This window comes from Streptomyces sp. NPDC045695 (assembly GCF_056432025.1).
Genome location: NZ_JBWKJU010000005.1, coordinates 267,240 through 293,843, shown reverse-complemented (window position 1 = coordinate 293,843; position 26,604 = coordinate 267,240). Strand labels below are relative to the sequence as shown.

Genomic DNA, 26,604 nt, shown 5'->3' with positions numbered 1-26,604 from the left:
CAGCGCCCGTCACTACACCCGTAAAGGGGTGGGTCTGCATGCGCATGTCCCGAAGCATGGCGTTTCTCCTCTGCGCCGCCGCCCTCGCGGCCACCACCGGTGCCTGTTCCGGCGCCACCACGCCCGGCGCCGCCGGCGGCGCCGACTACAAGGTCGCTCCGCTCTCACCGGCCGCACAGGGTCCGCTGGACTCCTTCACCTGGTCCCTGTACGCCGAGCCCTACACGCTCGACTACGCCCTCGCGTACGACTACCCGCCGAACACCGTGCTCGCCAACGTGTGCGAGCAGCTCATGCGGGTCACGCCCGACATGAGGATCGAGCCCGGCCTCGCGGTGAAGTACGACCGCCCCGACCCGCTCACGCTGGTCTACACCCTGCGCCCGGGAGTGAAGTTCCACGACGGCACGACGATGACGGCCGACGACGTGGTCGCCTCGCTCCAGCGTCAGATGGCCCCGGAGACCGGCTCCCCCTGGGCTTCGGCGTTCAAGAACGTCCGCGCCGTGGAGAAGACCGGACCGCTGGAGGTGACGCTCCGGCTCACCAAGCCCGACGTCCTGCTCCACGAGCTGATGGCCGCCTCCCCCGGCACCATCGAGAGCGCCGCCACCCTCGCCGAGGCGGGCAAGGACTACGGCACCCCCGCGGGCAAGGTCAACTGCACCGGTCCGTACGCCCTCGACACCTGGACCCAGGGCAGCGAGATCACCCTGAAGAAGCACGACGCCTACTGGGACCCCCAGCTCGCCCCCCAGACCACCGCCGTGAAGTTCACCTTCATCGAGGACCCTGCCGCCCGCACCAACGCCTTCCTCTCCGGCAGCGCCGACGGCGGATACATGGTGGCCCCCGCCACGATCGGCCAGCTGCGCTCCAGCGGCAAGGGCAGCGTCCTCTTCGGCCCCAACACCGCCGCGTCGAACCTCGCCGTGCTCGACTTCGGCGGGCCGCTCGGGGACCTGAAGGTGCGCGAGGCCCTCTCCCTGGCGCTCGACCGGAAGAACATCGTCAAGGCCGCGGCCGGCGGCGTCGGCGTCCCCGCCAAGGCCCCCGCCGCGCGCGGCGCGTGGGCGCTGGCCCCGGAGAAGACCGCCGCGCTCTACGACACCCTGCCCGACCCCCGCTACGACCTCGCCGCCGCGAAGAAGCTCGTCCAGGAGTCCGGCGCCGCCACCCGCAAGATCACCCTGGTCACCAGCACGCTCGCCCCCGAGATCAGCGTCGTCGCCACCGCCGTGCAGGCCGCCGGCCGGGAGATCGGCCTCGACGTCGAGCTGAAGTCGGTGCCCCCGGAGGCGTACAGCAGCATCTTCGTCGACCCCGCCGCACGCGCCGGCCTGGACCTGGTCATCACCAACGGGTACGACAACACTCCGGACCCGCTGGAGTTCTACCAGTACCTGCGCACCGGCGACTTCGGCAACTACGGCAACTGGTCGAACGCCGAGTTCGACGCCGCCTTCGACCGGGCCAACGGCGAACCCGACGCGGGCGAGCGCGCGGAGCTGACCGCCGAACTCCAGAGGATCGCGATGCGCGAGCTGCCGGTCATCCCCGTCTACGAAGCGCCCTACGTGCTCTTCCTCGGCAAGCGCGTGACCGGCGCCCCGACCGGGATCGCCCAGCTGTACTACCCGTGGGCCGCCACGATCGGGGCCGCTGCGAAATGACGCGCTACCTCGCCGGACGCGTCCTCGGGCTGGTGGCCGTGCTGTTCGTGACCTCCCTCGTGGTCTTCGGCAGCATCCACCTGGCCCCCGGCGATCCGGTGTCCTTCCTGCTCCACGGGCGCCCCGCGACACCCGAGGCCGTGGCGGCCCTGCGCGCCCAGTACCACCTGGACGACCCGCTGACCGTGCAGTACGCCAAGTGGCTCGGCGGCGTCCTGAAGGGCGACTTCGGCAGCTCCGCCCAGTTCCACCAGGACGTCTCCGCGCTCATCGGATCCCGGCTGCCCGGCACCGCCCTGCTCGTGGGGTACGCGGCGCTGCTCGTCGCCCTCCTCGGCATGGCGGCGGGTGTCCTCGCCGCGCTGCGGCCCGGGCCGCTGGACCGCGCGGTGCTCCTCGGCAGCGGCCTCGCCACGGCCACCCCGTCCTTCGTGACCGCGATCGCGCTCGTGTCGCTGTTCTCCGTCCGCCTGGGCTGGTTCCCCGGCCCCGGCGGCACACCCGTAGGACTCTCCGAACGGCTGTACCACCTGACGCTGCCGGCCATCGCCCTGGCGCTGACCTTCGCGGGGCTGCTCGCCCGGGTGACCCGGTCGGCGATGCTCGACGAACTCGGCCGGGAACACGTCGAGGTGGCACGCGCCCGCGGCGTCCCGGGGCGGACCGTGGTCCGCCGCCACGTCCTGCGCAACGCGCTCGGCCCGGTCGTCACCGTCGGCGGCACGATGCTCGCCGGACTCCTCATCAGCACCTCGATCGTCGAGACCGCCTTCGACGTGCCCGGCCTCGGCTCCCTGCTCGTCCAGTCGGTCACCTCCAAGGACTTCGCCGTCGTGCAGGCGATCACCCTCCTCAGCGTGGGCGCCTTCGTCCTCGTCAACCTCGCGGTCGACCTGCTCGCACCCCTCATCGACCCCCGGCTGTCGCTCCACGGGGAAGGCTCCTCATGACCACTACCGCACCTGCGGAGCCCGCCGTCCTGCGCCGCAGGCCCGGGCTGCGCCGCCCCCTGCGCCTCTTCGCACAGGGGCCGTTGTTCACCGCTTCGGTCGCGGTGCTCGCCGCCCTCGTCCTGACCGCCGTGCTCGCCCCCGTCCTCGCGCCGTACGACCCCGAGGCCGTCGACCTCTCGGCGAGCCTGGCCGGGACCACCGCCGAGCACCTCCTCGGCACCGACCAGTCCGGGCGGGACATCCTGTCGCGGCTGATGCACGGGGCCCTCACCGGGCTGCTCGGCCCGCTGCTCGTCGTCGGCGTCTCCACCCTGGCCGGCACCCTGCTCGGCGTGGTGGCGGCCTGGCGCGGCGGTTGGGCGGACGCGTTCCTGTCCCGCTCGATGGACATCGCCTTCGCGATCCCCGGACTCCTGCTCGCCATCCTGCTCGTCTCCGTCGTCGGCTCGGGGATGACCGCGCCCGTGATCGCGATGGCGGTGGCCTACACCCCGTACGTGGGCCGCCTGGTCCGCGGCATCGCGCGCCAGGAGAAGGCCCGCCCGTACATCGAGTCCTACCGGGTGCAGGGCTGGTCCGGCTGGAACGTCTGCCTGCGCCACCTGCTGCCCAACATCGCCCCCACCGTCTTCTCCCAGTCCGCGATGAACTTCGGGTACGCGCTGATGGACCTGGCGGCGCTCTCCTACCTCGGCTTCGGCGTGCAGCCGCCGACCGCCGACTGGGGCGCGATGATCAACGAGGGCCAGTCGGCCGTCCAGCAGGGGGCGCTGCTGCCCGCCCTCGCGCCCTCGGCGTGCATCGTGCTCGCGGTGGTGGCGTTCGGCATCGTCGGCGAGGGCCTCGCCGACCGGATCGCGAGGCGGAAGCGGTGAACCGCGTGAAGGAACAACGGGAACAGCGGGAACAACGGGAACAGATGGCACAGGTGGACGCGACTGGGGTCCCGGCCGGCGGGGGCGGATCTCCGGTCCTGGAGATCGAAGGGCTCGGGGTCAGCCTGACCGGCGACCGGGCCGCGCGCCCGATCCTGGACGGAGTCGGCCTGCGGGTACGCGCGGGAGAGAGCGTCGGCCTCGTCGGCGAATCGGGCTCCGGCAAATCGGTCGCATGCCGCAGCGTCCTCGGGCTGCTGCCCGCCGGCGCACGCACCAGCGGCGAGGTCCGGGTGGCCGGCCGGGACGTACTGACCATGAACCGCGCCGAGCTGACCGAGCTCCGGGCCCGGCAGGTCGCCATGGTCTACCAGGACCCGCGCGCCTCCGTGAACCCGCTGCGCCGCGTCGGCGACTTCCTCACCGAAGGCCTGCGCGCGGCCGGGACCCCGGCCGCCACGGCGACGGCGCGGGCCCTTGAACTCCTCGACGCGGTCGGTATCCGCGACCCGCGCGGCGCCCTGCGCCGCCGCCCGCACGAGTTCTCCGGCGGCATGCTCCAACGGGTGGTCATCGCCGCCGCACTCGCGGCCGAACCCGCGCTGATCGTCGCCGACGAGCCGACCACCGCCCTGGACGTCACGACCCAGGCGGAGATCGTCGACCTCCTCACCCGGCTACGCGCCGAGCGCGGCACCGGCCTGCTCTTCGTCACCCACGACCTCGAACTGGCCGCCACCGTCTGCGACCGGGTGTACGTGATGTACGCGGGCCGGATCGTGGAGACCCGCGGTACCGACGAGCTGTTCGACCGCCCGCGGCACCCGTACACCGCGGGGCTGCTCGCCTGCACGCCGAGCATCGAAGCGGGCACGCCCGCTCCCCGCCCCATCCCCGGGCGTCCCGTCTCCCTGGCCGAGGCGCCGCCGGGCTGCGCCTTCGCGGCGCGCTGCGCCCACGCGCTGCCGCGCTGCTCCGAGGAGAAGCCCGTACTCACCCGGCACGGCGACGGACTCGCCGCCTGCCACCGCGCCGACGAAGGGATCACGCTGTGACGGCCTCAGTGAAGGAGGAACCGGCAGCCGAGGGACCGCCCGGCAAGGGACTGGTCGTCGAGGGCCTCCGCAAGCTCTACGGGGACCACACGGCGGTCGACGACGTGTCGTTCTCCCTGGCACCCGGGGCCTGCCTCGCGATCGTCGGTGAGTCCGGCAGCGGCAAGACCACCACGGTGCGGATGCTCGTCGGCCTGGAGCGCCCGGACGGCGGGACCGTCCGCCTGGACGGCCGGGACCGCTCCACGCGGCCCCGACGGCGGGCGGAGCGGCTGGCCAGGGCCCGGGAGATCCAGATGGTCTTCCAGGATCCGTACCTCTCGCTCGATCCCCGGGTGACCGTCTCCGGATGCCTGGACGAGGTGCTGCGCCTCCACACGGCTCTCGACGCGCCGGGCCGCGGCGCCCGGGTCACCCAACTCCTGGACCAGGTCGGCCTCGGCACGCGCGAGGCCGCCGCCCTCCCCCGTGACCTTTCCGGCGGCCAGCGGCAGCGCGTCGCGATCGCCCGCGCCCTCGCCGTGGAGCCCCGCGTCCTCGTCCTCGACGAGGCCGTCGCCGCGCTCGACGTGTCGATCCAGGCCCAGATACTCGAACTCCTCGCTCGGATCCGCAGCGCATCGGGGATCGGCTACCTGTTCGTCACGCACGACCTGGCAGTGGTCCGGCACATCGCGGACGAGGTCCTCGTGCTCAAGTCGGGCCACGTCGTGGAGACGGGCTCGACCTCACGGGTCCTGGACGCTCCGCAACACCGGTACACCCGCCTCCTCCTGGACTCGGTGCCCCGGCGAGGGCGGTTCCCCGCTGGCCGCTGAAGGCCACCACACGGGGAAGGGCGAGGAACGTCCGGGCGGCGGCGGGCGATAGCCTGCGGGCATGTCGGTCAACATCAATCTCCACTTCACCGTCTCGCAGCTCACGGACGCGGCCCAGGCCGGGGCGGTCGCCGAATCGATCGGCGAACTGCTGCGCGACGAGGGCATCGAGAACCAGATCAGCTACGGCGCGGTCTGCGACGCCGGCGTCCACTACGTTTCGGGCGAGACCCAGTTCCCGCTCAGCATCACCGGCTTCGGCCGCTGGCAGCCGGGGTTCGAGAGCTCGTTCGCGTTCGCCGTCACCGAGGCCGCCCCGGCGGCGAAGGGCGTCATCGACTGGGGCTACCCGGACGAGGAACACTGAACGACCTGCGCGGGGCGGGCGGGCGCAGGCACCAGATGGCGTCGCCCGGTGCGGACCCCCGCTCGCCGTCACACTGACCGGCTGGAACCGGCACGACAGCACCCAGCTGCTGCCGTTGCCGCGCCGCGATCCCACTAACGAGGACGAGCACGATTGAGCTCGGGGCGTTCAGCCGGCGGTCGGTCGTGGATGCTGGAGGTCTTGGACTGTGAGAGCTGTGGCAGGTATGCCACCAGCCGCCGATTGGCCCGTGACCCGGGCTTGGCGCATTCGAGAGGCTTGGTGCCCGGACGTCATACTCAGGGAGTTGCGATGCAGGTAGCCGTGGTCACCTTCGACGGGTTCAACGAGCTGGACAGTTTCATCGCCTCAGCGTTGATCAACCGGTGTCGCAAAGACGGCCTGGAGGCCTTCATCACCACACCCGTGCCCGTGATCACGTCGATGAACGGAGTCGAGGTGACCGGGCAGCGTCCGATGGAGTTCGTCACCGAGGCTGACGTTGTGCTGATCGGCAGCGGGGTGAAGACGCGCGACGTGGTCGCCGATGACCGTATGCTCGCCATGCTGCGGCTCGAGCCGTCGCGGCAGCTGATCGGTTCTCAGTGCTCCGGCGCGCTGGTACTTGCGCGACTCGGTTTGCTGGCTGGGATGCCGGCCAGTACGGATATGACGAGCCGGCCCTATGTCGAGGCCTGCGATGTCACTGTGCTGGACGCGCCGTTCCATGCGAAGGGGAACATCGCTACGGCGGGCGGCTGCCTGGCATCGCAGTATCTTGCCGCGTGGGTGATCACCCGGACGCTCGGGGAGGATGCCGCCCGCGGCGCTATCGGCTACGCGGCTCCGGTCGGCGAAGTCCATGAGACTGTCGGGCGCGCGATGGGTGCCCTCCAGGCAGGCGAGGTCGCACTGAGCTGACACCGGTGGCCAGCCCTCTGATTCACTGGCAGCCACAGCGACGAGAGCGAAGGCGCGTTGAGGTTGTGGGGCTGTCACAGGGTTGCCCGATCATGACCGGATGCTTGCACCTGGTTGGGCCCGCGCGGCCCTCTCGCAGCCTGTCTTCACCGGTGTCTCCCGTCAGCACCTGGCCGATTTGATCGACGAGCTGGCCGGTCCGTGGTCGACGCTGCTGGACGCCTGCGCCCCCTTGACTCTCAGATGTGCAGGCTAGCCGTTATATCCGGACACACCGCACTTACCTGGGACGTAGACCGCGTACAGGGAGGCGCTTCATGCGACCGCCTCCATCGCATGGTCCCCAACTGGTCCCCCAGACCGCCGCGCTGATGTCGAGACTCCTTCGCGATGTGTCGGGGCACTGCAGGGTGGCGTGAGCCGATTATCCAGCGGGGCGCACCGTCGTTCAGCAGAGAGTGACTTGCGACGGGGCCAGTCCCCCTCGTCCTCTCCGGCAGCCGACGGCGGCCGCGATCACGGCCACACCGCCCTGGTCAGGGCCACGACTCAGGAAGGCGCTCCCGAGCGGAACAGGCCCGGCTGGGAGACACGTGCGCCGCCCCCACTGAATGATCTCGATGCGTACCTGTCAAAAGCATTGAAAAGCCCATGTGACATGTGCCATTTTACAGCGCAGCCCGTCGCGGACGGGACCCCACAACTCCCATCCCCAGGAGTGAATTTTGCGCGCCATGGCCGTCGCCTCCGCCCTGTTCATAGCCGCCGTCGCGGCCTCTCCCGCCCAGGCCTCCCACGCCGACCCCAAGCCGGACCACGTCTTCGCGGATCCGGGCCAGCGCCCGGCCCACGGCAATGTCAAAGGCGCTCCCGGCGCGACCGGGACCACCGGCGGCAAGCTGGAATCGCGCATCCTGCCGATCGTCCACACTTGCAGCCCGACGCTGCGGATCCGCGCCCAGGAGATGACCGCCGCCCAACTGACGGCTACCTGCGCGAGCCTGGCCAACCAGGACGCCTACTTCCACAGCCTGGTCAAGGACTCGGGGCCGGTCGCGAACGACTACAACACCACCCTGGAGGTCGATGTCTTCAACTCAAGCGCCGACTACAAGGCCTACGCGGGGAGGATCTACGGCATCGACACGAACAACGGCGGGATGTACCTGGAGGGAGACCCCTCCCGGACGGGCAACCAGCCGCGGTTCATATGCTACGAGCGCACCGATACGAGCCCCGGCTGGCAGATCTGGAACCTCAACCACGAGTACACCCACTACCTCGACGGCCGCTTCGACCTCTACGGCGACTTCAACGCCAGCCAGACCACCCCCACCGTGTGGTGGGGTGAAGGCATCGCGGAGTACATCTCCTACTCCTACCGCGGCGTCCCCTACACCAGCGCGCTGGCCGAGGCCGGCAAGCACACGTACTCCCTCCGCACGCTCTTCGACACCACCTACGCCAACAGCGACGTCAACCGCACCTACAACTGGGGCTACCTCGCCGCCCGCTACATGGTCGAGAAGCACCCGGCCGACGTCGCCACCGTGCTCGGCCACTACCGCACCGGAGACTGGACCGCCGCGCGTTCCTTCCTCACCTCGCTGGACTACGAGAGCGACTGGAACGCCTGGCTGACAGCCGTGGCCGCGGGCGCCTGACCGTCATCAGGAGACCGTCCCGCCCACGTAAGAAGGCCGACGGCCGGACCGCCGCCGGGCCCCTCACCGCAAACCGGTGGGGGCACGGCGGCGCACTCGGGGCCGGGCCTTCACCGGATCCGAGAAGACTGACCACGAAACGAGCCGTGCGGCGTGGCTGCGACCAGGGCGCGACCACATCCCCCAGATCCGCGAAGCCCTCGGCCGACTCCGCTCCCCCGCGCCGCCGGCTCGATGGTCGGCATCAGCCCGGCCGCGGCCGGGGCCGCAGGTGCGGCCGTCCTGGCAGTCCGCACCCTGGCCCGGCGGCGCACCGCCCCCGCGCTCTCGTGCGGGCGGCGGCCCTGCCGTTCTGGTTGACGACCCCGGGGCGCCCGGCATCGCACACGGCGCCTCCGCCGGGTTGCTGGGCCGGGCACGCCCCGACCGCGACCCCGGCACACGGGTGGAGCACATGGCCCATGATGCGGGCGAGCGGCTCCTGGCCGACGCGGCCGCACGGCTGGGGCATGTGTACCCGACGCCACAGATGGGCGCTCGGCATGGCGAACGGTGCAACAGCGTGGCGTCCGCGGCGCGGGACGGTCCAGGTGCGCGGCCGGTGAGCCGCGGCGCAGCCCCGCGTCAGGCCCCGGCCGCTCCGGCTCCCGCGATCACCTCGGGCCGCAGCAGGGCGGCGAGCCGCTCGGCCGGCAGCAGACCTCGCTCCAGGACGAGCTCGGCCACGCCCCGGCCGGTGGCAAGGGCCTCTTTGGCGATGTCGGTGGCGGCGGTGTAGCCGATGTGCGGGTTCAGGGCGGTCACCAGGCCGATGGAGTTCTCAACGGTGGCCCGCAGCATCTCGGTGTTGGCGGTGATGCCGGCCACGCAGCGCTCGGCGAGGGTGAGGCAGGCCGCGCGCAGGTGGATGACGGACTTCGACAGCGAGTGCAGGATGACCGGCTCGAAGGCGTTGAGCTGGAGCTGTCCGGCTTCGGCGGCCATGGTGATGGTGATGTCGTTGCCGATCACCTCGAAGGCGACCTGGTTGACGACCTCCGGGATCACCGGGTTGACCTTGCCGGGCATGATGCTCGAGCCCGCCTGCACCGGCGGCAGGTTGATCTCGCCGAAGCCCGCGCGCGGCCCGGATGACAGCAGGCGCAGGTCGTTGCAGGTCTTGGACAGTTTGACGGCGATGCGCTTGAGTACACCGGACATCTGAACGAAGGCGCCGCAGTCCTGGGTGGCTTCGACCAGGTCGGCCGCGGTGACCAGGGGCAGCCCGGTGATGTCGGCGAGGTGGCGGCGGGCCGACTCGGCGTACCCGGCAGGGGCGTTGAGGCCGGTGCCGATGGCGGTGGCGCCGAGGTTGATCTCGTGGATGAGTCCGAGGGCCTCCGCGAGCCGGCTGCGGTCCTCGTCGAGCATGACGGCGAAGGCGGAGAACTCCTGCCCGAGGGTCATCGGTACGGCGTCCTGCAGCTGGGTGCGGCCCATCTTCAGCACGTCGCGGAACTCGACGGCCTTGCGGGCGAACGCGTCCTGCAGGACGGCCATGGCGCCGAGCAGGCCGTGCACCGCCGAGACGGTCGCGATCCGAACGGCGGTCGGGTAGACGTCGTTGGTGGACTGGCCGAGGTTGACGTCCTCGTTGGGGTGTAGGTGCCGGTACTCGCCCCTGGCGTGGCCCAGCAGCTCCAGCGCCCGGTTGGCGATGACCTCGTTGGCGTTCATGTTGGTCGAGGTGCCGGCACCGCCCTGGATGACATCGACGACGAACTGGTCGTGGAGCTTGCCGCCGCGTATCTCCTGGCAGGCGGCGACGATCACGGCGGCCTTCGCGGGCTCCAGCAGGCCGAGTTCCTCGTTGGCGAGGGCTGCGGCCTCCTTGACGGCGGCGAGGGCGTCGATCAGGTGCGGGTAGGCGGAGATGGGCGTGCCGGTGATGGGGAAGTTCTCGGTGGCGCGCAGGGTGTGGACGCCCCAGTAGGCGTCGGCGGGGACGTCGCGGTCTCCGAGCAGGTCGTGTTCGCTGCGGGTGGCGGCGGTCATGGGTGTGCGGCCCTCTTCCTGAGGTAGGTGGGTCAAGGTGGTGAAAGGGGATGGAGTCAGGCGGTGGCGGGGACGCTGGGCGGGTTCAGCGCCGCCACCGGCCGGATGCCGCCGACGAGCCGGCCGCCGCCGGTCATCGGCTCGCCCTCGAACCCGGCGAGCAGCTGTGGCTCGACTCCCGCCCGGGCGAGGGCGGCGGCCGTCACCGGGATGCGCGCCCGGTCCGTCCCGTCGGCGATCTTCACTGCGACGGCCCGGCCGTCGGGCAGCGCGGCCACCTGGACGCCTTCGAAGCCGTCCTTGGCCAGCAGCCCGGGCACCGCGCGCATCAGCTCGGCCGTGTCTCGCCCTGTGCCGGAGGCCATCTCCGGGTGGACGCGCAGCGCGTCCCCCACCCGGCGTTCGGCGGTGTCCGGAGCGGCCGTGGCGATGCGGGCGGCGGCGCGGGCCAGGCCGTGCAGGGACACTGCGAACAGCGGGGATCCGCAGCCGTCGACGGTGACGTTCGCGATGTGCTGGCCGGTGAGTTCCTCGACGACCTCGGCGATCGCCCTCTGAAGCGGGTGGCCCGGGTCGAGGTAGCTCTCCAGGGGCCAGCCGGCCAGCTTGCACACGTACAGCATCGCCGCGTGCTTGCCGGAGCAGTTCTGGGCGAGCCGGGAAGGCCCGCGGCCCTCGCGCACCCAGGCATCCCGGACCGCCGGGGCGTACGGCAAGTCGGGGACGTTGCGGAGGTCGTCCTCGGTGAGGCCGGCCATTTCGAGGATCAGCCGGGTACCTGCGAGGTGGTGCTCCTCGCCGGAGTGGCTGCCCATCGAGAGGGAGAGCAGGGCGCCGTCGAGCGGCAGCCCGGCCCGCACCATGGCGAGGGCCTGGACCGGCTTGAGGGCTGAGCGGGGGTAGCAGGCGGCCTCGATGTCTCCGATGCTCAATCGGACGTCGCCATTACCGGCGAGGACGACGACGGAGCCGTAGTGGACTCCCTCGATCACGCCGCCCCGGGTGACGTGGGCGACGGGTGCATGCTGGGGCTCGCGGATCTCGGGCGAGTCCGCGAGGAGACTGCTGCGCATCACTGCCTCGTTCGGTGGTGGGTTGCTGCTGACCGGGGTGGTCGGCGGCAGGCCCGGCCAGGGGGACGGGCCGGGCCCGCCGCCCGGTTCAGCCCTCGCTCTTCGCAGCGGCGCGCGCCACGCGGCCGCGGACGGCGTACCAGCCGGCGACCAGCGCCGCGGCGATCAGCGGCACGCACAGCACGGTGGTGCGCGCCGCTCCTCCGTCGGCGTACATGAGGACCAGGACGGAGGCAAGGAAGGCCAGTGTCACGAGTTCGGTCCACGGGGAGCCGGGCAGGCGGTAGGAGGGGCGGGTCAGTTCGCCGTCACGGGTCTTCCGCCAGAAGAAGAGGTGGCAGACCATGATCATGCCCCAGGTGGCGAGGATGCCGATGGCCGCGAGGTTGAGCACGATCTCGAACGCATCCGCCGGAACCACGAAGTTGAGCCCGACGCCGAGGACGCACATGCCGCTGGTGAGCAGGATGCCGCCGTAGGGCACCTGGGTGCGGCTGAGCCGGGCGGTGAAGCGCGGGGCGGAGCCGTTGACGGCCATCGAGCGCAGGATGCGGCCCGTGGAGTAGAGGCCGGAGTTGAGCGAGGACATGGCGGCGGTGAGGACCACCAGGTTCATCACGCCGCCGGCCGCCGGCACACCGATGTGGGAGAGCACGGTCACGAACGGGCTCTGGCCGGTGCTGTAGCTGCTCCACGGCATCAGCATCGACAGCAGGACGACCGAGCCGACGTAGAAGAGGCCCACACGCCACATGATCGAGTTGATCGCCTTCGGCATGATCTCCTCGGGGTTCTCTGTCTCACCGGCCGTGACACCGACCAGCTCGACGGAGGCGTAGGCGAAGACGACGCCCTGGATGATCAGCAGCATGGGCAGCAGGCCGTGGGGGAAGATCCCTCCGTTGCCGGTGATCAGAGCAGGGCCGGGGACGGCGCCGTCGACGGGATGCCGGGTGACCAGGAGGAATATCCCGATCCCCATGAAGACCACCAGCGCGCCGACCTTGACGATGGCGAACCAGAACTCCAGTTCGCCGAAGATCCGCACCGAGATGAGGTTCACGGTGAGGACCACGGCCAGGGCTATGAGGGCGATCACCCACTGGGGGACATCGGAGAACAGGTGCCAGTAGTGGGTGTACGTGGCGACGGCCGTGATGTCGGCGATGCCGGTGGTCGCCCAGTTGAGGAAGTACATCCAGCCCGCGGTGTACGCGCCCTTCTCCCCGAGGAACTCCCGGGCGTACGACACGAAGGCGCCGGAGGACGGCCGGTACAGGACGAGCTCGCCGAGCGCGCGCACGACGAGGAACGCGAAGACGCCGCAGACGGCGTAGGCGACGAACAGGGAGGGACCGGCCTCGGCGAGGCGTCCGCCCGCGCCGAGGAACAGCCCGGTGCCGATCGCACCCCCGATGGCGATCATGTTGACGTGCCGGGGTTTCAAGGACTTGCTGTAGCCGGTGTCCCCGGCGTCGACGTGACGGGTCGTGGGGCGCTTCTCGTCTTTGAGGAACTGCTCGCTCACGCCTCGGGTCTGCCTTCCGTGGAAGTGTCCGTGCGCTGGGGGCGCACGATGTCGGTGAGGGTCGTCTCGACCCGCAGCAGGTGGTGGGACATGGCCTCCACCGCGTCGTGCTCGGAACCGTCGACCAGCGCTTCGAGGATGGCCCGGTGCTCACAGTTGGACTGCTCGCGCCGGCCGCCGAGTTCGTTGAGGAAGGTCGACTGACGCGCCAGCGCGTCGCGGATCTCCTCGATGACGCGGCGGAAGACGGGGTTGCGGGATGCCTCGGCCACCGCCAGGTGGAAGACGGTGTCCATCGCCACCCACGCGGTGGTGTCGGTCTCCTGCTCCATCCGGTCGAGCAGGTGGCCCAGATGGTCCAGGTCCTCCGAGGTGCGGCGCAGCGCGGCGTACCCGGCGACCGGAATCTCGACGTGCCGGCGCACCTCGAGCAGGTCGCTTGCGGCGTAGTCGCCGAAGGTGGGGTCCTCGACCGTGTTCGCCAGGACGAACGTGCCCTTGCCGCTCCTTGAGACGGTCAGGCCCATGGCCTGGAGAGCTCGGAGCGCCTCCCGCAACACGGGCCGGCTGACCTCGAGGGTCCGGCACAACTCGGCTTCGGAGGGGAGCTTGTCGCCCACGGCGTACTCGCCGCGCTCGATGGCGCTGCGCAGGTGGCCGAAGACCGCTTCCATCGCGCTTACGCGCCGCGGTACGCCACCTGTCTGGCTGTCTGACAGGTTCTTCACGCTGTGATCCTGAGGGCTGCGCCGGAGGGTGTCAAGACACCTGTGTCGGGAAGGTCGGGCCCGGAGAGCTTCGTACCGGGCGCACATTTCGTCCTGCCACCCGAGCAGGCTCGGCGCTCGCGGCGGAACTCGCAGCCGCCACCAAGGCGTGCACGACCGGCGCATCGACACCCATCTCCGGGTGCCACTGGACGCCCAGGGCGAAGCGGTGCCGGGAGCTCTCGATCGCCTCGACGGTGCCGTCCGCCGCACGGGCGGCCACGATGAACCCGGAGCCCAGGCGATCCACCGCCTGATGATGATGCGTGGCGACCTCGCGGGTCCCCGGCAGGAGGGCACCGATCCGGGTCCCCGGCACGGTGGTGACGGCGTGGGCGCAGAAGTGGCCCCGGTAGGGGTTGTGGCCGTCGTGGCCTACGCTGTCGGGCAGGTGCTGGATGAGGGTGCCGCCCGCGTGCACGTTCATCAGCTGCATTCCCCGGCATACTCCGAGCACGGGTATGTCGCGGGCGAGGCAGGCGCCCAGCACAGCGTGTTCCCACCGGTCGCGCTCGCGGACCGGCGGCCCCGTACGCGGGTGGGGCACCGCACCGTACAGGGCGGGATCCAGGTCCTCACCGCCCGTCAGGACGACCGCGTCCAGACGCTCGACCACATCGGCCGCGGCCTCCGGCGCGTCCGGCGGCAGCAGAACGGCGCGGCCACCCCCCGCTTGGAGACAGCCGACGTAGGCCGCGGGCAGCACCGCGGCGGGCAGGTCCCACTCGCCCCACTGGGCGTCGGCCAGGTAGGTGGTGAGTCCGATGAGTGGTGGCTGGGGCATACCACTTCCTTTCAGGGCATGCGAGGTGATCGTCGACGGCCGGATCCACATCCGCCCCGGCAGACGTCCCCGGCCGCGGCGGGCTGCGGCAGAAGACGAACGGGGCACTGGCGGAGGGGCACCGTGACGGCAAGGGGAGCGGCGGTCACGACCCGGGAGCGCGGGCTTGCGTTTTTCTTGCCGCGAGCAGAATCCTGCTGGCGTTCATCCGCAATCACAAGAAAACACATCTTCGCGACAGATAAGTGAGCCTTAACTCCGTGTACGGACTCGATCCTCGCCTGCTCGCCACCCTCGAAGCCGTCGTGCGGCAGGGCTCCTTCAACGCCGCCGCACGCGAGCTCGGCTACAGCGCGCCCGCGGTCTCCCAGCAGATCGCCGAACTCGAACGCCGCGCGGGCCTCAGAGTGCTTGAGCGCCGGCCCGTGCGCGCCACACCGGCCGGCGAAGTCCTTCTCGACGCCGAGCAGGGCGTCCGCAACGCGTTGGCGACGGCAGCGGTGGAACTCGACGCCATGCGCGCGGGTACGGCCGGACGGATCCGGCTCGGGGCCTTCGCCTCGGCCGCCACCAGCATCGTTCCGCAAGCGCTGGCCCAACTCCACCCGGCCTACCCCCACGTGCAGGTCAGCCTCAGCCAACTGGAACCCGAGGCCTGCCACAACCGGCTCAAGCGGGGGGACATGGATCTGGCCCTCACCTACGACTACGACTTCATCCCCGTCCCGCCGCCCCGGATGCTGCGCCGGATGCTGGTCGCACGGGATCCGGTGGTGGCCGTGGTCCCGGCACACCACCGCCTGGCCGACAGGGAGGTCATCGACCTGGCCAGCCTCGCGTCCGAGACCTGGATCGCGGCCCCGGAGGCCGCACTGCGCCTGGAACTGCTTTCCCAGATCGCCAAGACGCCCGGCTTCCAGGCCCGCCTGCAATACGAAGGGGACGACTTCAACACCGTGCTCGGCTTCGTGGCCGCAGGCCTGTGCGTGGCCGTCATGCCGCAACTCGCCCTGCCCCGCGCCAACACCCAGGTCGTGGCCCGCCCCCTGGCCGAGCCGCAGTTGACGCGCTTCATCTACGCCGTCCGCATCGACACCCGGCACGCCCCACGCGCCGTCCTGGACCTGGAACAGATGCTCGCCGCGCAAGCGCTGGCCGCGCTCTCATGAGGCTGCGGCGGCCGGCAGCCGGGGGTGAACGGAGGGTGCACCCACGTGAATTGCGCCAAGTTGACGGCGGCCGCACGCGCGTAGACCGGGTAGTGACGCCAGGTCTCCCGCCTCGTCCGACTACCGGACACAGTGGCTGAAAGTTAAACTATTGCGTGGCGGGCGCCCTAGGTTTGCGGCGGTTGACGTTCCAGCGAGAGGAAACCCCTCATGACCGCCGCCGACAGTGCGCCGCGAACGGCCCGCGTCCTCACCGGCTACCGCCCCGAGGACGGCTTCATGGCCGTGGAGCTCGACCCGCCTCCGGACGAGTACGTATGGCACGACGAGCACCCCGAGCAGCAGGAGCAGCGCTACGGCCCGGGAGCGGGCTACCACCAGTGGCTGGCAGTGGACGCCCGTGACGGCGCCGTATGGTTCGGCGACATCGACTGGCGGGCCCCGTCCGAGGACCTCGGCAGGCAGCTCCCCGGCCTCCCCCGCAGGGCACTCGGCGACGGGGCCGTCCCGGCCGCCGGAACCATGGTGCACCTGCTCGGCCACCTGACCCATGACGAACAGCGGGGCTGCTCCTGGCGCTTCTTCACCGCTGAGGAACTGCACGCGCTCGCCCTGCGCATACTCCCCGCCGTGCAGCGGCTCGTGGACTCCATCCACCGCATCGGACCGGACGGCGAACTGGAGTGGTCGGCCGAGGCCGCCACCGCCTGGGACGACATCGAGCAGGCCGCGACCCACACCTTCGGCCCCTCCGGCGATCTCCGCTGGCCCAGGCCGTGCACGACACCGATCCCTGCCTGGCGTGTCGAGGTCGGCGCGTTCCTCGCCATGAACCCCGGTCTGTGCGATCCCTCCTGGGGCCTGGCCACGGACGCGGAACTCGATGCCTGCGCCGACTACAGTCCCGAGAGCGGCTACGGCGGTGTACCGGGGCGGATGTGCCGCGCCGCCGACCGGCAGATCGAGGACGGTTTCACTTTCTACGGCCACCGTGCCGCCCTGTACGCCTACCGCGCGCAGGCGTGCGGCGACCGTATCCCGACAGACGCCCGCGTCTGGCTGGAGACGACAGAGGCGGGTCAGGGCAACTGGGAGGCGGCCAAGCCCCCCGGAGCCACCCTCGCCGACGTCCCCGACTGCGTGTTGGCGGCCCTGGCCGAAAAGTTCCAGAACGCCGCGCACGAGGAGGGTCTGGTCCTGACGGGCCTGGATGCCCATCTGCGCCGGTTGCGCGCCGAGGAACGCTCCGCCGTCGACCAGCAGCTCGTCCGCGAAGCCGAGGAAGTCGAACGCCTCGAGAACATGCTCAAGGACTTCCGCGCCGCACGGAACCGCACCGTGACACGGATCCTGGCCTGGTCCGATGGGCGCAGCGACGGGGAAATCGCCCGCCTGGCGTCCATGCCCGACGACTACGTCAGCGACTGGCGGGCCCGCCTGACCGGCGAACAGACGACGGCCACAGCCGCAGCCTGAAGCACTCTGCGGCGAAGACAGGGCACCCGCTCCGCAGCCTCACCGCCCGGGCAGCCCGTCGAGCGCCACGGCCGTCCGTAGACCGAGGCGACGGCCCGAGGCCTTGAGCTGGTGCCGCCGGCCCGCTGCGAACACCGCTGCGCGGGGTACGCGGAGCCGGACCTGGCCGCTGTACCGGCGAGACGACCGGAGACGGTGCTCGTCGACGGCCTCGGGGCCGAACGCACCTCGCCTGCTGCCCCCCGAGCTCCGGACTCCGGCCGCTGCGATCCGAAGCCGCCATCCTCAGCCGGTGCCTACGACCGGACATCGTGAGCCCTTGTCCAGGGCAGCGACGCGGGTGCAGTGGGCGCACGCTCCCCGGCACCCAGCCCGGCGGTTCCAAGCCGCTCACCGAGCGCTTCCGACCGCCGTGGCCCCGGACGCACGAAAGGCCGCCTTCCCATTTCTGAGAAGACGACCTCCGACCTGCATAGAGCATGGTCGGGACGACAGGATTTGAACCTGCGACCCCTTGACCCCCAGTCAAGTGCGCTACCAAGCTGCGCCACGTCCCGTTGTGCCTTCGACCTGCAGGTTTCCCCGTGCTCGGCGGCACATGCAGAACATTACCCCACGCCGAGGGGTGCGCATGCACGGGTGATCGGCGTTGGAGGAGGATGGTGTCGTGGACGCACGGGATCGGGATGTCGAAGGGCGGGCGCGGAGCGCGCGGCCCAGGGATGGGCTGGGGCGGCCGTTGCCCTACGGGGCGCCGGGGGTCGAGCGGCAGCCCGAGGGGGTGGTGCGCTCGCCCGGGGAGACGGTGCGGGAGGCGCAGCGGTTGCTGGACGCCGGGATGCCGTTCCACGCGCACGAAGTGTTCGAGGACGCCTGGAAGTCCGGGCCCGAGGCCGAGGCGCCGCTGTGGCGGGGCCTCGCGCAGCTGGCCGTCGGATTGACCCACGCCGCGCGCGGCAACGCCGTGGGTGGGGCGCGGCTGCTGCTGCGCGGGGCCGCCGGGATCGAAGGGGTGCGGCTGGGCGGCGCGAAGGAGGGCGGTGGCGCCTACGGGATCGACCGGGCCGGGCTGGTCGGGTGGGCCCGGGAACTGGCGGGCCGGGTGGAGGCCGGGGAGCCGATCGACGCCGCCGGCGAGGCGCCCCGGCTGAGCGCCCCGCCTAGCGCGCCGCCCGGTCCCGGGGCTGAGCCCCCCGCCTGAGACCCGCCTGAGCGCCCGCCCCGACCTATCCCGCGGGCTGGAGCAGGTCCCAGCGGTTGCCGTACAGGTCTTCGAAGACCGCGACGGAGCCGTACGCCTCGTGGCGCGGCTCCTCCAGGAAGCGGACGCCCTGCGCGGTCATCCGGGCGTGGTCGCGCGTGAAGTCGTCGGTGTACAGGAAGAAGCCGACGCGGCCGCCGGTCTGGTCGCCGACCCGGGCGCGTTGGGCGTCGTCCTTGGCTCGGGCCAGCAGCAGGGCGGATTCGGTGGCGCCCGGCGGGCGGACCACGACCCACCGGGAGCCGTCCGGGCGGGCGGTGTCCTCGGCGAGGTCGAAGCCGAGGGCGCGGGTGTAGAAGTCGACGGCCTCGTCGTAGTCGCGGACCACGAGGGCGGTGAGGGCGATGTGGGATGGCATGCCCCTTATTGTGCGCCGAGGAGGATCACTTCCAGGGTCCGGGGGCCGTGAACGCCCTCCACCCGGTCGAGTTCGATGTCGCTGGTGGCGGACGGGCCGGAGATCCAGGTCAGCGGGCGGGTCGGATCGAGGCGTTCGAGTGCCTGCGGGACGGAGTCCACGAGCTGTTCCGGGACGCGGACCACGCAGATGTGGTGGTCGGGGATCAGGGTGATGCGTCGGCGCCCCTGCTCGGGGCCGCCGTCGAGGACGACGGTGCCCGTCTCCGCGATCGCCAGGGCGCAGCCGGTGACCACGCTGTCGGTCCGGTCCAGATCGGCCGGGGTGGAGCCGGCCCGGTCGTGTACGCGGGTGGGGCCGGCCGCCGCGAGCCAGTGCGGGGGCAGCCCGGGCGGTACGAGGACCGTCCGGGAGCCGTGTGCGGCCAGGAGCCGCGCCAGCAGGGCGGCGAGGCCGTCCTCGTCGGTGCGGTGGACCTTCGCCCGGTACTCCGCGAGGTGGGCGGCGAGCAGGTCGGCGCTCTCGGCCGGGGCGCGGACGCCGTGGACCCGGAGGTAGTCCCGGGGGATCCCGGTGTCCGAAGGCGAGGGGCCGCCGCCGGCGGCCCGGCGGATACGGCCCAGGATGCGGTCCTTGCTGCTCACTGGCGGTCCTTCCTGCTCACTGGCCGGTCCCCCGTTCCCGCGCCCACCAGTCGCGGAAGGATTCCGCCGGGACGGAGGGCAGTTCGCGCGTGTCGGTCCAGGCCCTCCCGGCGCCCGGGAGTCTGCGGGGCGCCAGCCGACGGGCCCGGGCGAGCAGGCGTTCCGACGCACGCAGGGCCCGGGGCCGCTCCAGGAGCAGCCGGGCGGCGCGCATGGCGGCCCGTTCGGCGGTGTGGCCGTGCGCGGGGCGGAGGGTGACGCGCAGGCCCTCCCGGGTCACCGGGCCGCCCTGGGCCACCCGTTCGCGCAGGTGGACGAGGACCTCGGGAATGTCGATGGCGACCGGGCACACCTCGTAGCAGGCCCCGCACAGGGTGGAGGCGAAGGGCAGGGAGGCGTCGATCTCGCTGCCGGTTCCGCGCAGTTGGGGGCTGAGGATGGCGCCGATGGGGCCGGGGTAGACGGATCCGTAGGCGTGGCCGCCGGCGCGTTCGTAGACCGGGCAGACGTTGAGGCAGGCGGAGCAGCGGATGCAGCGCAGGGCCTGGCGGCCGGTTTCGTCGGCGAGGGTGTCGGTGCGGCCGTTGTCGAGGAGGACGAGGTGGAAGGCGCTGGGCCCGTCGCCGTCCGCTCCCTTCGACGGACCCAGCCCGGTCCACATGGTCGTGTACGGGTTCATCCGCTCGGCCGTCGAGGAGCGCGGCAGGGTCTGGAGGAAGACTTCCAGGTCGCGGAAGGTCGGGACCACCTTCTCGATGCCCACGACGGAGATCAGGGTCTCGGGCAGGGTCAGGCACATCCGGCCGTTCCCCTCGGACTCGAAGACGACCATCGTGCCCGTCTCGGCGACCATGAAGTTGGCTCCGGACACGGCGACTTCGGCGCGCAGGAACTTCTCGCGCAGGTGGAGGCGGGCCGCCTCGGCCAGCTCGCGGGGGCCGTCGCCGAGCGGCTCGGGGGCGGGGCGTCCCCAATGGCCCATCTCGGTGCGGAAGATGTCGCGGATCTCGGCCCGGTTGCGGTGGATGGCCGGGACCAGGAGGTGCGAGGGCCGGTCGTGGCCGAGCTGGACGATGAGCTCGGCGAGGTCGGTCTCGTACGCGGCGATGCCCGCGGCCTCCAGGGCTTCGTTGAGCCCGATCTCCTGGGTGGCCATGGACTTGACCTTGACGACCTCGCGCGCTCCGGTGGCGCGGACCAGGTCCGTGACGATGCGGTTGGCCTCGTCCGCGTCGACGGCCCAGTGCACGGTCCCGCCGGCGGCCGTCACCGCCTCCTCCAACTGGAGGAGGTAGTGGTCGAGGTGACGCAGCGTATGGTCCTTGATCGCCTTTCCGGCGGCCCGGAGGCGGTCCCAGTCCTCCAGTTCGGCCACGGCCCGGGCCCGCTTGTCGCGGATGGTGTGCGTGGCGTGGCGCAGGTTGGCGCGCAGCACCTCGTCCCGTACGGCCTCCCGCGCCGCCGAGGGGAAGGAGGGGAAGGTGGGCATGCCCAGATACGCACCGGTCACGGCAGCGGTTCCTCCTCGGTGGCGGCCAGGATCTCCGCGAGGTGCACGGCCCGCATCGGGGCGTCCGCGCGGCGCAGCAGTCCGTCGAGGTGGGCGAGACAGGAGTTGTCGGCGCCGCACAGCACCTCGGCGCCGGTGGCGCGGGCCCGGTCGGTCTTGTCGGTGCCCATCGCGGCGGAGACGTCCGGGTTCTTGACGGCGAAGGTGCCGCCGAAGCCGCAGCACTCCTCGGCGCCGGGCAGCTCGACCAGTTCCAGGCCCTTGACGGCGGCGAGCAGCCGCCGCGGCCTGTCGCCCAGGCGCAGGCTCCGCAGGCCGTGGCAGGAGGGGTGGTAGGTGACGGTGTGCGGGAAGTACGCGCCCACGTCGGTCACCCCGAGCACGTCGACGAGGAACTCGGTCAGCTCGTACACGCGCGGCGCGAGGGATTCGGCCGCCTCGGCCAGTGCGCTGCCGCGCCCTTCCTGCGCCGCCTTGCGGCCGATGCGCGGGTAGTGCTCGCGGATCATCGCGGCACAGGACCCGGAGGGGGTGACGACGTACTCGTGGCCCGCGAAGGCCTCCGCCGTGCGCCGCATCAGCGGTTCGCTCTCGCGGCGGTAGCCGGTGTTGTACTGCGGCTGGCCGCAGCAGCTCTGGCCCGCCGGGAAGTCCACGCCGACGCCGAGCCGCTCCAGGAGGCGTACGACGGCGATGCCGGTCCGGGGGTAGAGCGCGTCATTGACGCAGGTGACGAACAGGGCGGCACGCATGACGGGCAGAATAGCGGGGTGAAGAAGTTCTCAGTGATCGGCATAGGCGCGGGCGACCCGGACCACCTGACCCTCCAGGCGGTCAAGGCGATCGGCGCGGCGGACGCATTCCTCATTCTGGAGAAGGGCGAGGAGAAGGCGGATCTGACCGGGCTGCGGCGGGCGATGCTCGACGCGCACGCCCGCCCGGGACACCGGCTGGTGGAGGGCCGCGACCCGGACCGGGACCGGACCCCCGCCGAGTACACCCCCACCGTGGACGGCTGGCGCAGCGCGCGGGCGGAGCTCTTCGAGCGGTTCATCGCGGAGGATCTCGCGGAGGGCGAGACCGGGGCGTTCCTGGTGTGGGGCGACCCCTCGCTCTACGACTCCACCCTCGCGATCCTCGACGAGGTGCTGGAGCGCGGCCGGGTGGCCTTCGAGCACGAGGTCGTCCCCGGCATCAGCAGCGTCTCGGCGCTGCTCGCCCGGCACAGGACCAACCTGAACCGGGTCGGGCGCCCGGTCCAGATCACCACCGGGCGCCGGCTCGCCGAGGGCTGGCCGCAGGACGTGGACGACGTGGTGGTGATGCTGGACGCCCGGCACGCCTTCACCGCCCACCTGGACCAGGACCTCTTCATCTACTGGGGGGCCTACGTGGGCACCCCCGAGGAGATCCTGGTCTCGGGAAAGCTGGCGGAGGTCGCGGGGCGGATCGAGGAGCTGCGCACCGAGGCCCGCGCCCGCAAGGGCTGGATCATGGACACCTACCTGCTCAGGCGCGGCTGACCTAGGCCGTCTCTTCCGGATCTTGCCGGGCCCGCGCCGCCCGGCACCGCACCTCGCCGCGTTGTCGGGGCGCCCGAGTACATCCAGTACACGGGCACCCCTCCGCCTTGCGATGCACGGCACCGGACGACGCGGGCTCAACCGACAAGATCCGAAAGAGACGACCTACCCGTCGAGGTGGTCGGGCAGGGCCGCGGCGAGGCGTTCGTACTCCGCGGCCCTGTTGTAGATCTGGCCGCAGACCCGGATGCCGCCACCGCCCGGCCAGGGCCAGACCAGCACCCGGATGCGCAGCCGCGCCGCGAGCTCCTCGCGCAGCGCGCGGGCGCCCTGCGCGGTCTCGGCGACGCCGGGCGGCAGGCGCAGGGCGCGCATGGCGAGGCCGTCGGTGTACGGGAGGGGCACGAGCCCGGGGATCTCGGCGAGCAGCGCGGCCCCGTGGGCGGCGAGGGCGCTGTTGTGCGCCCTGACCTTGGCCGCGTCGAGGCGGGCGAGGAGGTCCAGCCCGTCGGGGGCAGCGAGCCAGCCGGTGTAGTCGGCGGTGGCGCGGTTCTCGACGGACCGCGGGAATCCCTCCTGGTCCTCCCAGGACGGTACGAGTGCCCGGATCCGGCCGCGGTGCTGGGGGGCGACGGCGAGGACCGCGGTGCCGGAGGGCGCGTAGCCCCATTTGTGGAGGTTCCCGAACCAGAAGTCGGCGCCGCCGGCGAGCGGGTCGGCGAGCATGCCGGGGGCGTGGGCGCCGTCGACGACGGTGGTGATCCCGCGGGCGCGGAGCTCGGCGAGGAGCCGGGGCGAGGCGATGAGCCGGGCGGTGGGGGAACTGACGTGGTCGAGCAGGGCCACCCTCGTACGGGGGGTCAGCGCGGCCAGCACGCGCTCGCGCACGGCGTCCTCGTCGGGCAGGTGGGGGTCCAGGGCGACGGTGGTGACGGGGGCGCGGCGGGCGGCGGCCGCGACGACGGTGCCGTAGCCGTGGTCGGTGACCAGGATCTCGTCGCCGTCGGCGAACGCTATGGCGTCGAGGGCGAGGTTGGCGCCCTCGGTGGCGTTGGAGATGAAGGCGATCCCGTCGGGGTCGGCGGCGAGGTGCGCGGCGATCCGGGCGCGGGCCTCGGCCAGGCGGTCCGGGACGGTGTTGAAGAAGGCGTCCGGATCGGCGTGGGCCTCGGCGCGGAGGGCGGCCTGGCGTTCCTGGACGGGCAGGGGGACCGCCCCGAAGGAGCCGTGGTTCAGATGGGCGACGGCGGGGTCCAGGCAGAACAGTGCGGGCCCGCCGGGGAATTCGGCGGGGGCCTCGGCCGGGGACTCGGCGGGCAGGCCCCGGGTGGGCCCCGGGGACGGGGTCGGCTCGGTCACAGGACCCTCCGTGGGTGCGGCGCGGCTGTCCCCCGGATCATCTCCTGCCCCGGCCGATGCCGGAAGAGCGCCCCACGCCGGGCCGGGACACCCCCAGGGGGTGTCTGGTGGGTCAGGCCGGATCAGGGAGCGGGGTCTGGTGCCGTGGATCGCGAGGCGGAGGAGGGAGTCAATGCGGAGCATTGGCGACCGACGACAACGCGGCGAGGCGCGGCACCAGACCCCGCGAGCCCGGCGTGACCCACCAGACACCCCCCTACGGCTCCCGTCCGCTGGTCGCCGCGTAGTACTGGAGGTCCTGGACCTCCACCTCGTGGTCCACCCGGTACGCCAGCTCCACCTTCGCCGCGGTCTCCCCGTCCCGTACGACCTGCGCCGAACTGGTGCCCGGCTTCAGCGGCAGCAGCTCGGAGTGGAGCCCGGCGGGGGCCTCGTGGCTGCCCTTGTCGGAGCCGACGGCCGTACGGACGACCCCGGGCTCGGTGAGGAAGCTGAGCACCTCCACCCGGTCCCGGGGCGGAGCGCTCCCCTTGCGCAGTGACATCAGCAGGGACTGCTCGCCCGTCGGATCGGCGGCCGCGAACTGCGTGCGCGCGGACAGGTAGAGGGTGTCCCGGACGATTTCCGGCCAGCTGCCCGTCTTGAACTTGGTCAGGTAGTAGGAGGTCAGGTCCAGGTAGGCGTGGCCGTTGTGCAGCGAGGGCGCGAACTGGCTGCCCTCCGAGTAGTCGTTCCAGGTGGTGAGCTGCACCCAGTCGGCGCCGTCCTCGATGGCGTGCGTCCAGGTGGCGCGCAGGGTCGCGGTGTTGCCCGCCTCGTCGTAGATGCCCTGGTTGGGGCGGGCGTCCTGGACGGACACGGGCTGCATCCAGATCTTGCCCATGCCGTGGGCCCGCCGGACGTCGCGCGTGGAGCTGTCCTGGCCGACGTAGCTGCGGCTGCCCCATTCGGAGAACCCGTAGCTGATCGGGGCGAACGCGCCGCTGTGGGCGCCGAAGTCGAGGAAGAGCGGGACGAAGGCGGTGCGGATGCCGTGCCGGGACTGGAGGAGGCCGATGACCTCGCTCCACCAGGCCGCGCTCTTCTCCTCGGCCTTGAAGGGGGACACGACCAGCCGGCCGTCGGGGAGCCGGTGGGCGGCGGAGGCGCCGCCGAGCGCGGCGATCGCGTCGGCGAGCACCCCTGGGTCGTCGGTCTTCAGTGAGGTCATGTCCGGCATCAGCATGATCTTGAATGCCGGGTCCACCGAACGGGCCGCCGCCATCAGGAGGTGGGAGCGGTCCCAGTTGCGCCCGGAGAGGGACAGCAGGTCGAGGGTGAAGCCGTCGATGCCCGCCGCGCGGGCCGTGCGCACCTCCTGCTGGAGGTTGGCGTACTCCCAGTCGCCGCTCTTCGGTGCGACCGGCAGCGGCCGGTCGCGCAGCAGGCCGCCGTATCGCCCGTGCTTGCCGTTCTCGCCGTCGGGGCTCAGGTAGTTGCGGGTGTAGTAGTCGGCGTCCGCGCTCGCGTTGTCGAGGGAGAGCGGGTACGGGGTGAAGTAGTGGGCGAAGACCAGCTTCTTGCCCGCCGCGCCGGAACGCAGGGCGGCCGGCGGGGGCATGTCGAAGGGCAGGGCCCCGGCGGGGCGTTCGGCCCCGCTGTCCACCGCGCCCCGGGGATTGCCCTTGGCGGCCGCGCCCTTGGTGGGCGGCGCACTGTTCTGCGGTGAGGGGGCGGCCGGAGCGGTGGAGCCGGATGCCGCGTCGGGGCCGGTGGACCGGGGTACGTCGACGCCGGGGGCCGAAGCGTCCTGCGCGGGCGCTCCGTTGCGGGGGTCCCAGGCGATTCCGGTGGCGGCGCAGACACCGACGAGGAGGAAGACGGAGATCAGCAGGGCCAGCAGTGGCCTGCGGCCGCGGAAGCCGGGCCGTCGCCGGTGCGACGCGGGCCGGGCGGCCCGCTCCCGCCGCGGCTCCCCCCGTCTCGCGCCTCGCCCCGCTCTGCGGTCCGCTCTCATCCTGGCCCCTCCCCTGCCTGCGCCCCGAGTGGGGGCTGCACAGCAGTAGAGCCCATGTGCGGCCTGCGGACAACCGTTCTCCAGTGTGGCACCCTGTGGTGCGGCCCGGCCGCTGTGGTGAAAATCCGCGCCCCGCGCAACGGAATGCGACATTCCCCTGGTCTCGTGGCGCAGGTGGCGCATAATCGTCGACACGCGGCGGAATCAACCCTCTTGCCGCACGTGGTCACGCATGCAATGGGGGGCATCGTGCCGATGGGGGAACACGGGTCCACCGCGACACTGCCGGCGACGTCCGCGGAGATGTCCTGCCTGCTCACCGCCGTCCGGCGCGGACGGGTCCTGACCGTGGCGGGAGGCTTCCGCGAGCCCCGGAGCCTGCTGGTGCGGGAGATCGCACGACGGCTCGCGTCCAACTTCTACGACGGGGTGGCCGTCGTCGCCATGGACCCGCTGCACGGCGGCTACGGTGTCCGCGAACTGACGGCCGAGCTGGACTCCTTACCGTCCGCGCCCCGCACGCCCTGCGGGACGGCGAACGCCGCCTCCTGGCTGGCCGAACGGGACATGCTCCTCGTCCTCGACGGCGCCGAGCAGCTCGGCCCGGACGCCCTGGCGTGGCTGCGCAAACTGCTGGCGGTCGCCCCGGGCCTGCGGATCCTGGCCTCCGGGCGGACCCCCCTGGCGTTCGAGCAGGAGCTGATCCACCGGCTCTGATACGACGTCCACGCCGTCTACGCCGTCTACGCCCTGGACGAGACGCGCCGCGCGCCCCGGATACGGGTCCGCCCCGACG

At 71.9% G+C, this 26,604-nt stretch carries 23 protein-coding genes, 1 tRNA gene and 2 pseudogenes; 14 read left to right on the top strand and 12 right to left on the bottom strand.

The features are described 5' to 3' along the window. Positions 1–38 precede the first annotated feature (38 nt). The 8 genes and pseudogenes from AC07DU_RS12335 to AC07DU_RS12300 all read left to right on the top strand — a co-directional run. A complete protein-coding gene (locus AC07DU_RS12335) occupies positions 39–1,673 on the top strand; it encodes an ABC transporter substrate-binding protein (protein WP_479111035.1) in 1,635 nt (544 codons plus the stop codon). Continuing rightward, complete coding sequence (locus AC07DU_RS12330; protein WP_479111033.1) at positions 1,670–2,623, top strand: ABC transporter permease; 954 nt, start codon at positions 1,670–1,672, stop codon at positions 2,621–2,623. Before AC07DU_RS12335 ends, AC07DU_RS12330 begins: the two co-directional genes overlap by 4 nt. Further along, positions 2,620–3,501, top strand: a complete 882-nt coding sequence (locus tag AC07DU_RS12325; RefSeq protein ID WP_479111031.1) for an ABC transporter permease — start codon at positions 2,620–2,622, stop codon at positions 3,499–3,501. Before AC07DU_RS12330 ends, AC07DU_RS12325 begins: the two co-directional genes overlap by 4 nt. Positions 3,502–3,545: 44 nt before the next feature. Further along, positions 3,546–4,556, top strand: coding sequence for an ABC transporter ATP-binding protein (locus AC07DU_RS12320; protein ID WP_479111159.1), 1,011 nt, complete (start codon positions 3,546–3,548; stop codon positions 4,554–4,556). Then, the gene (locus AC07DU_RS12315) at positions 4,553–5,374 is read left to right on the top strand and encodes an ABC transporter ATP-binding protein (protein WP_479111029.1); all 822 of its coding nucleotides are present in this window, start codon (positions 4,553–4,555) and stop codon (positions 5,372–5,374) included. Before AC07DU_RS12320 ends, AC07DU_RS12315 begins: the two co-directional genes overlap by 4 nt. Before the next feature lie 61 nt (positions 5,375–5,435). Then, positions 5,436–5,741, top strand: a complete 306-nt coding sequence (locus AC07DU_RS12310) for a hypothetical protein (protein WP_479111027.1) — start codon at positions 5,436–5,438, stop codon at positions 5,739–5,741. Positions 5,742–6,053: 312 nt separating this feature from the next. Continuing rightward, positions 6,054–6,662: a DJ-1/PfpI family protein gene (locus AC07DU_RS12305; RefSeq protein ID WP_479027480.1), complete on the top strand. Its 609-nt coding sequence runs from the start codon at positions 6,054–6,056 to the stop codon at positions 6,660–6,662. Positions 6,663–7,558: 896 nt separating this feature from the next. Further along, positions 7,559–8,320, top strand: a pseudogene (locus tag AC07DU_RS12300) (collagenase); the annotation flags it as partial. Positions 8,321–8,950: 630 nt separating this feature from the next. On the opposite strand, the gene aspA reads toward AC07DU_RS12300, so the two are convergent. The 5 genes from aspA to AC07DU_RS12275 form a co-directional block, all read right to left on the bottom strand. Continuing rightward, complete coding sequence (gene aspA, locus AC07DU_RS12295; protein WP_479111025.1) at positions 8,951–10,360, bottom strand: aspartate ammonia-lyase; 1,410 nt, start codon at positions 10,358–10,360, stop codon at positions 8,951–8,953. 56 nt (positions 10,361–10,416) lie between these two features. Beyond that, positions 10,417–11,433, bottom strand: coding sequence for an asparaginase (locus AC07DU_RS12290; protein WP_479111023.1), 1,017 nt, complete (start codon positions 11,431–11,433; stop codon positions 10,417–10,419). 88 nt (positions 11,434–11,521) lie between these two features. Next, the gene (locus AC07DU_RS12285) at positions 11,522–12,961 is read right to left on the bottom strand and encodes an amino acid permease (RefSeq protein ID WP_360893892.1); all 1,440 of its coding nucleotides are present in this window, start codon (positions 12,959–12,961) and stop codon (positions 11,522–11,524) included. Continuing rightward, on the bottom strand, positions 12,958–13,635 hold the full coding sequence (locus AC07DU_RS12280; RefSeq protein WP_360893948.1) for a FadR/GntR family transcriptional regulator: 678 nt from the start codon (positions 13,633–13,635) through the stop codon (positions 12,958–12,960). Before AC07DU_RS12280 ends, AC07DU_RS12285 begins: the two co-directional genes overlap by 4 nt. 85 nt (positions 13,636–13,720) lie before the next feature. Further along, positions 13,721–14,512, bottom strand: coding sequence for a gamma-glutamyl-gamma-aminobutyrate hydrolase family protein (locus AC07DU_RS12275; RefSeq protein ID WP_479111021.1), 792 nt, complete (start codon positions 14,510–14,512; stop codon positions 13,721–13,723). 260 nt (positions 14,513–14,772) lie between these two features. Here AC07DU_RS12275 and AC07DU_RS12270 point away from each other — a divergent pair, with 260 nt between their 5' ends. The 3 genes and pseudogenes from AC07DU_RS12270 to AC07DU_RS12260 form a co-directional block, all read left to right on the top strand. After that, positions 14,773–15,681 carry a LysR family transcriptional regulator gene (locus AC07DU_RS12270; protein ID WP_479111019.1) on the top strand — a complete coding sequence of 303 codons (909 nt, stop codon included), beginning with the start codon at positions 14,773–14,775 and terminating at the stop codon, positions 15,679–15,681. Between the two features lie 210 nt (positions 15,682–15,891). Beyond that, positions 15,892–17,157, top strand: a complete 1,266-nt coding sequence (locus AC07DU_RS12265; protein ID WP_479111017.1) for a hypothetical protein — start codon at positions 15,892–15,894, stop codon at positions 17,155–17,157. Positions 17,158–17,250: 93 nt separating this feature from the next. Beyond that, positions 17,251–17,472, top strand: a pseudogene (locus tag AC07DU_RS12260) (hypothetical protein); the annotation flags it as partial. A 165-nt stretch (positions 17,473–17,637) separates the two neighbouring features. On the opposite strand, the gene AC07DU_RS12255 reads toward AC07DU_RS12260, so the two are convergent. Continuing rightward, positions 17,638–17,714: transfer RNA gene (locus AC07DU_RS12255), tRNA-Pro, on the bottom strand. Between the two features lie 110 nt (positions 17,715–17,824). Between AC07DU_RS12255 and AC07DU_RS12250 the strand changes: the two genes are divergently transcribed. Then, positions 17,825–18,358 carry a DUF309 domain-containing protein gene (locus tag AC07DU_RS12250; protein ID WP_479111015.1) on the top strand — a complete coding sequence of 178 codons (534 nt, stop codon included), beginning with the start codon at positions 17,825–17,827 and terminating at the stop codon, positions 18,356–18,358. Between the two features lie 25 nt (positions 18,359–18,383). Here the strand turns inward: AC07DU_RS12250 and AC07DU_RS12245 are convergent, their stop codons facing one another. The 4 genes from AC07DU_RS12245 to AC07DU_RS12230 are packed head-to-tail and all read right to left on the bottom strand — an operon-like array spanning position 18,384 to position 21,682. Continuing rightward, a complete protein-coding gene (locus AC07DU_RS12245) occupies positions 18,384–18,776 on the bottom strand; it encodes a VOC family protein (RefSeq protein ID WP_360893905.1) in 393 nt (130 codons plus the stop codon). Between the two features lie 5 nt (positions 18,777–18,781). Beyond that, positions 18,782–19,420 carry a LutC/YkgG family protein gene (locus AC07DU_RS12240; protein WP_479111013.1) on the bottom strand — a complete coding sequence of 213 codons (639 nt, stop codon included), beginning with the start codon at positions 19,418–19,420 and terminating at the stop codon, positions 18,782–18,784. Between the two features lie 16 nt (positions 19,421–19,436). Further along, positions 19,437–20,909, bottom strand: coding sequence for a lactate utilization protein B (locus tag AC07DU_RS12235; RefSeq protein ID WP_479111157.1), 1,473 nt, complete (start codon positions 20,907–20,909; stop codon positions 19,437–19,439). 17 nt (positions 20,910–20,926) lie between these two features. Further along, entirely contained in the window at positions 20,927–21,682 is a 756-nt protein-coding gene (locus tag AC07DU_RS12230) for a (Fe-S)-binding protein (protein ID WP_479111011.1), read from the bottom strand. An 18-nt stretch (positions 21,683–21,700) separates the two neighbouring features. Here AC07DU_RS12230 and cobF point away from each other — a divergent pair, with 18 nt between their 5' ends. Then, a complete protein-coding gene (gene cobF / locus AC07DU_RS12225) occupies positions 21,701–22,453 on the top strand; it encodes a precorrin-6A synthase (deacetylating) (protein WP_479111009.1) in 753 nt (250 codons plus the stop codon). A 165-nt stretch (positions 22,454–22,618) separates the two neighbouring features. Here the strand turns inward: cobF and AC07DU_RS12220 are convergent, their stop codons facing one another. Continuing rightward, positions 22,619–23,812 (bottom strand): aminotransferase class V-fold PLP-dependent enzyme, encoded by a 1,194-nt coding sequence (locus AC07DU_RS12220; protein WP_479111007.1) that lies wholly within the window; start codon positions 23,810–23,812, stop codon positions 22,619–22,621. A gap of 256 nt (positions 23,813–24,068) precedes the next feature. Beyond that, on the bottom strand, positions 24,069–25,808 hold the full coding sequence (locus AC07DU_RS12215; protein ID WP_479111005.1) for a glycoside hydrolase family 71 protein: 1,740 nt from the start codon (positions 25,806–25,808) through the stop codon (positions 24,069–24,071). Positions 25,809–26,057: 249 nt separating this feature from the next. Here AC07DU_RS12215 and AC07DU_RS12210 point away from each other — a divergent pair, with 249 nt between their 5' ends. After that, on the top strand, positions 26,058–26,525 hold the full coding sequence (locus AC07DU_RS12210) for a hypothetical protein (RefSeq protein ID WP_360888827.1): 468 nt from the start codon (positions 26,058–26,060) through the stop codon (positions 26,523–26,525). Positions 26,526–26,604 lie beyond the last annotated feature (79 nt).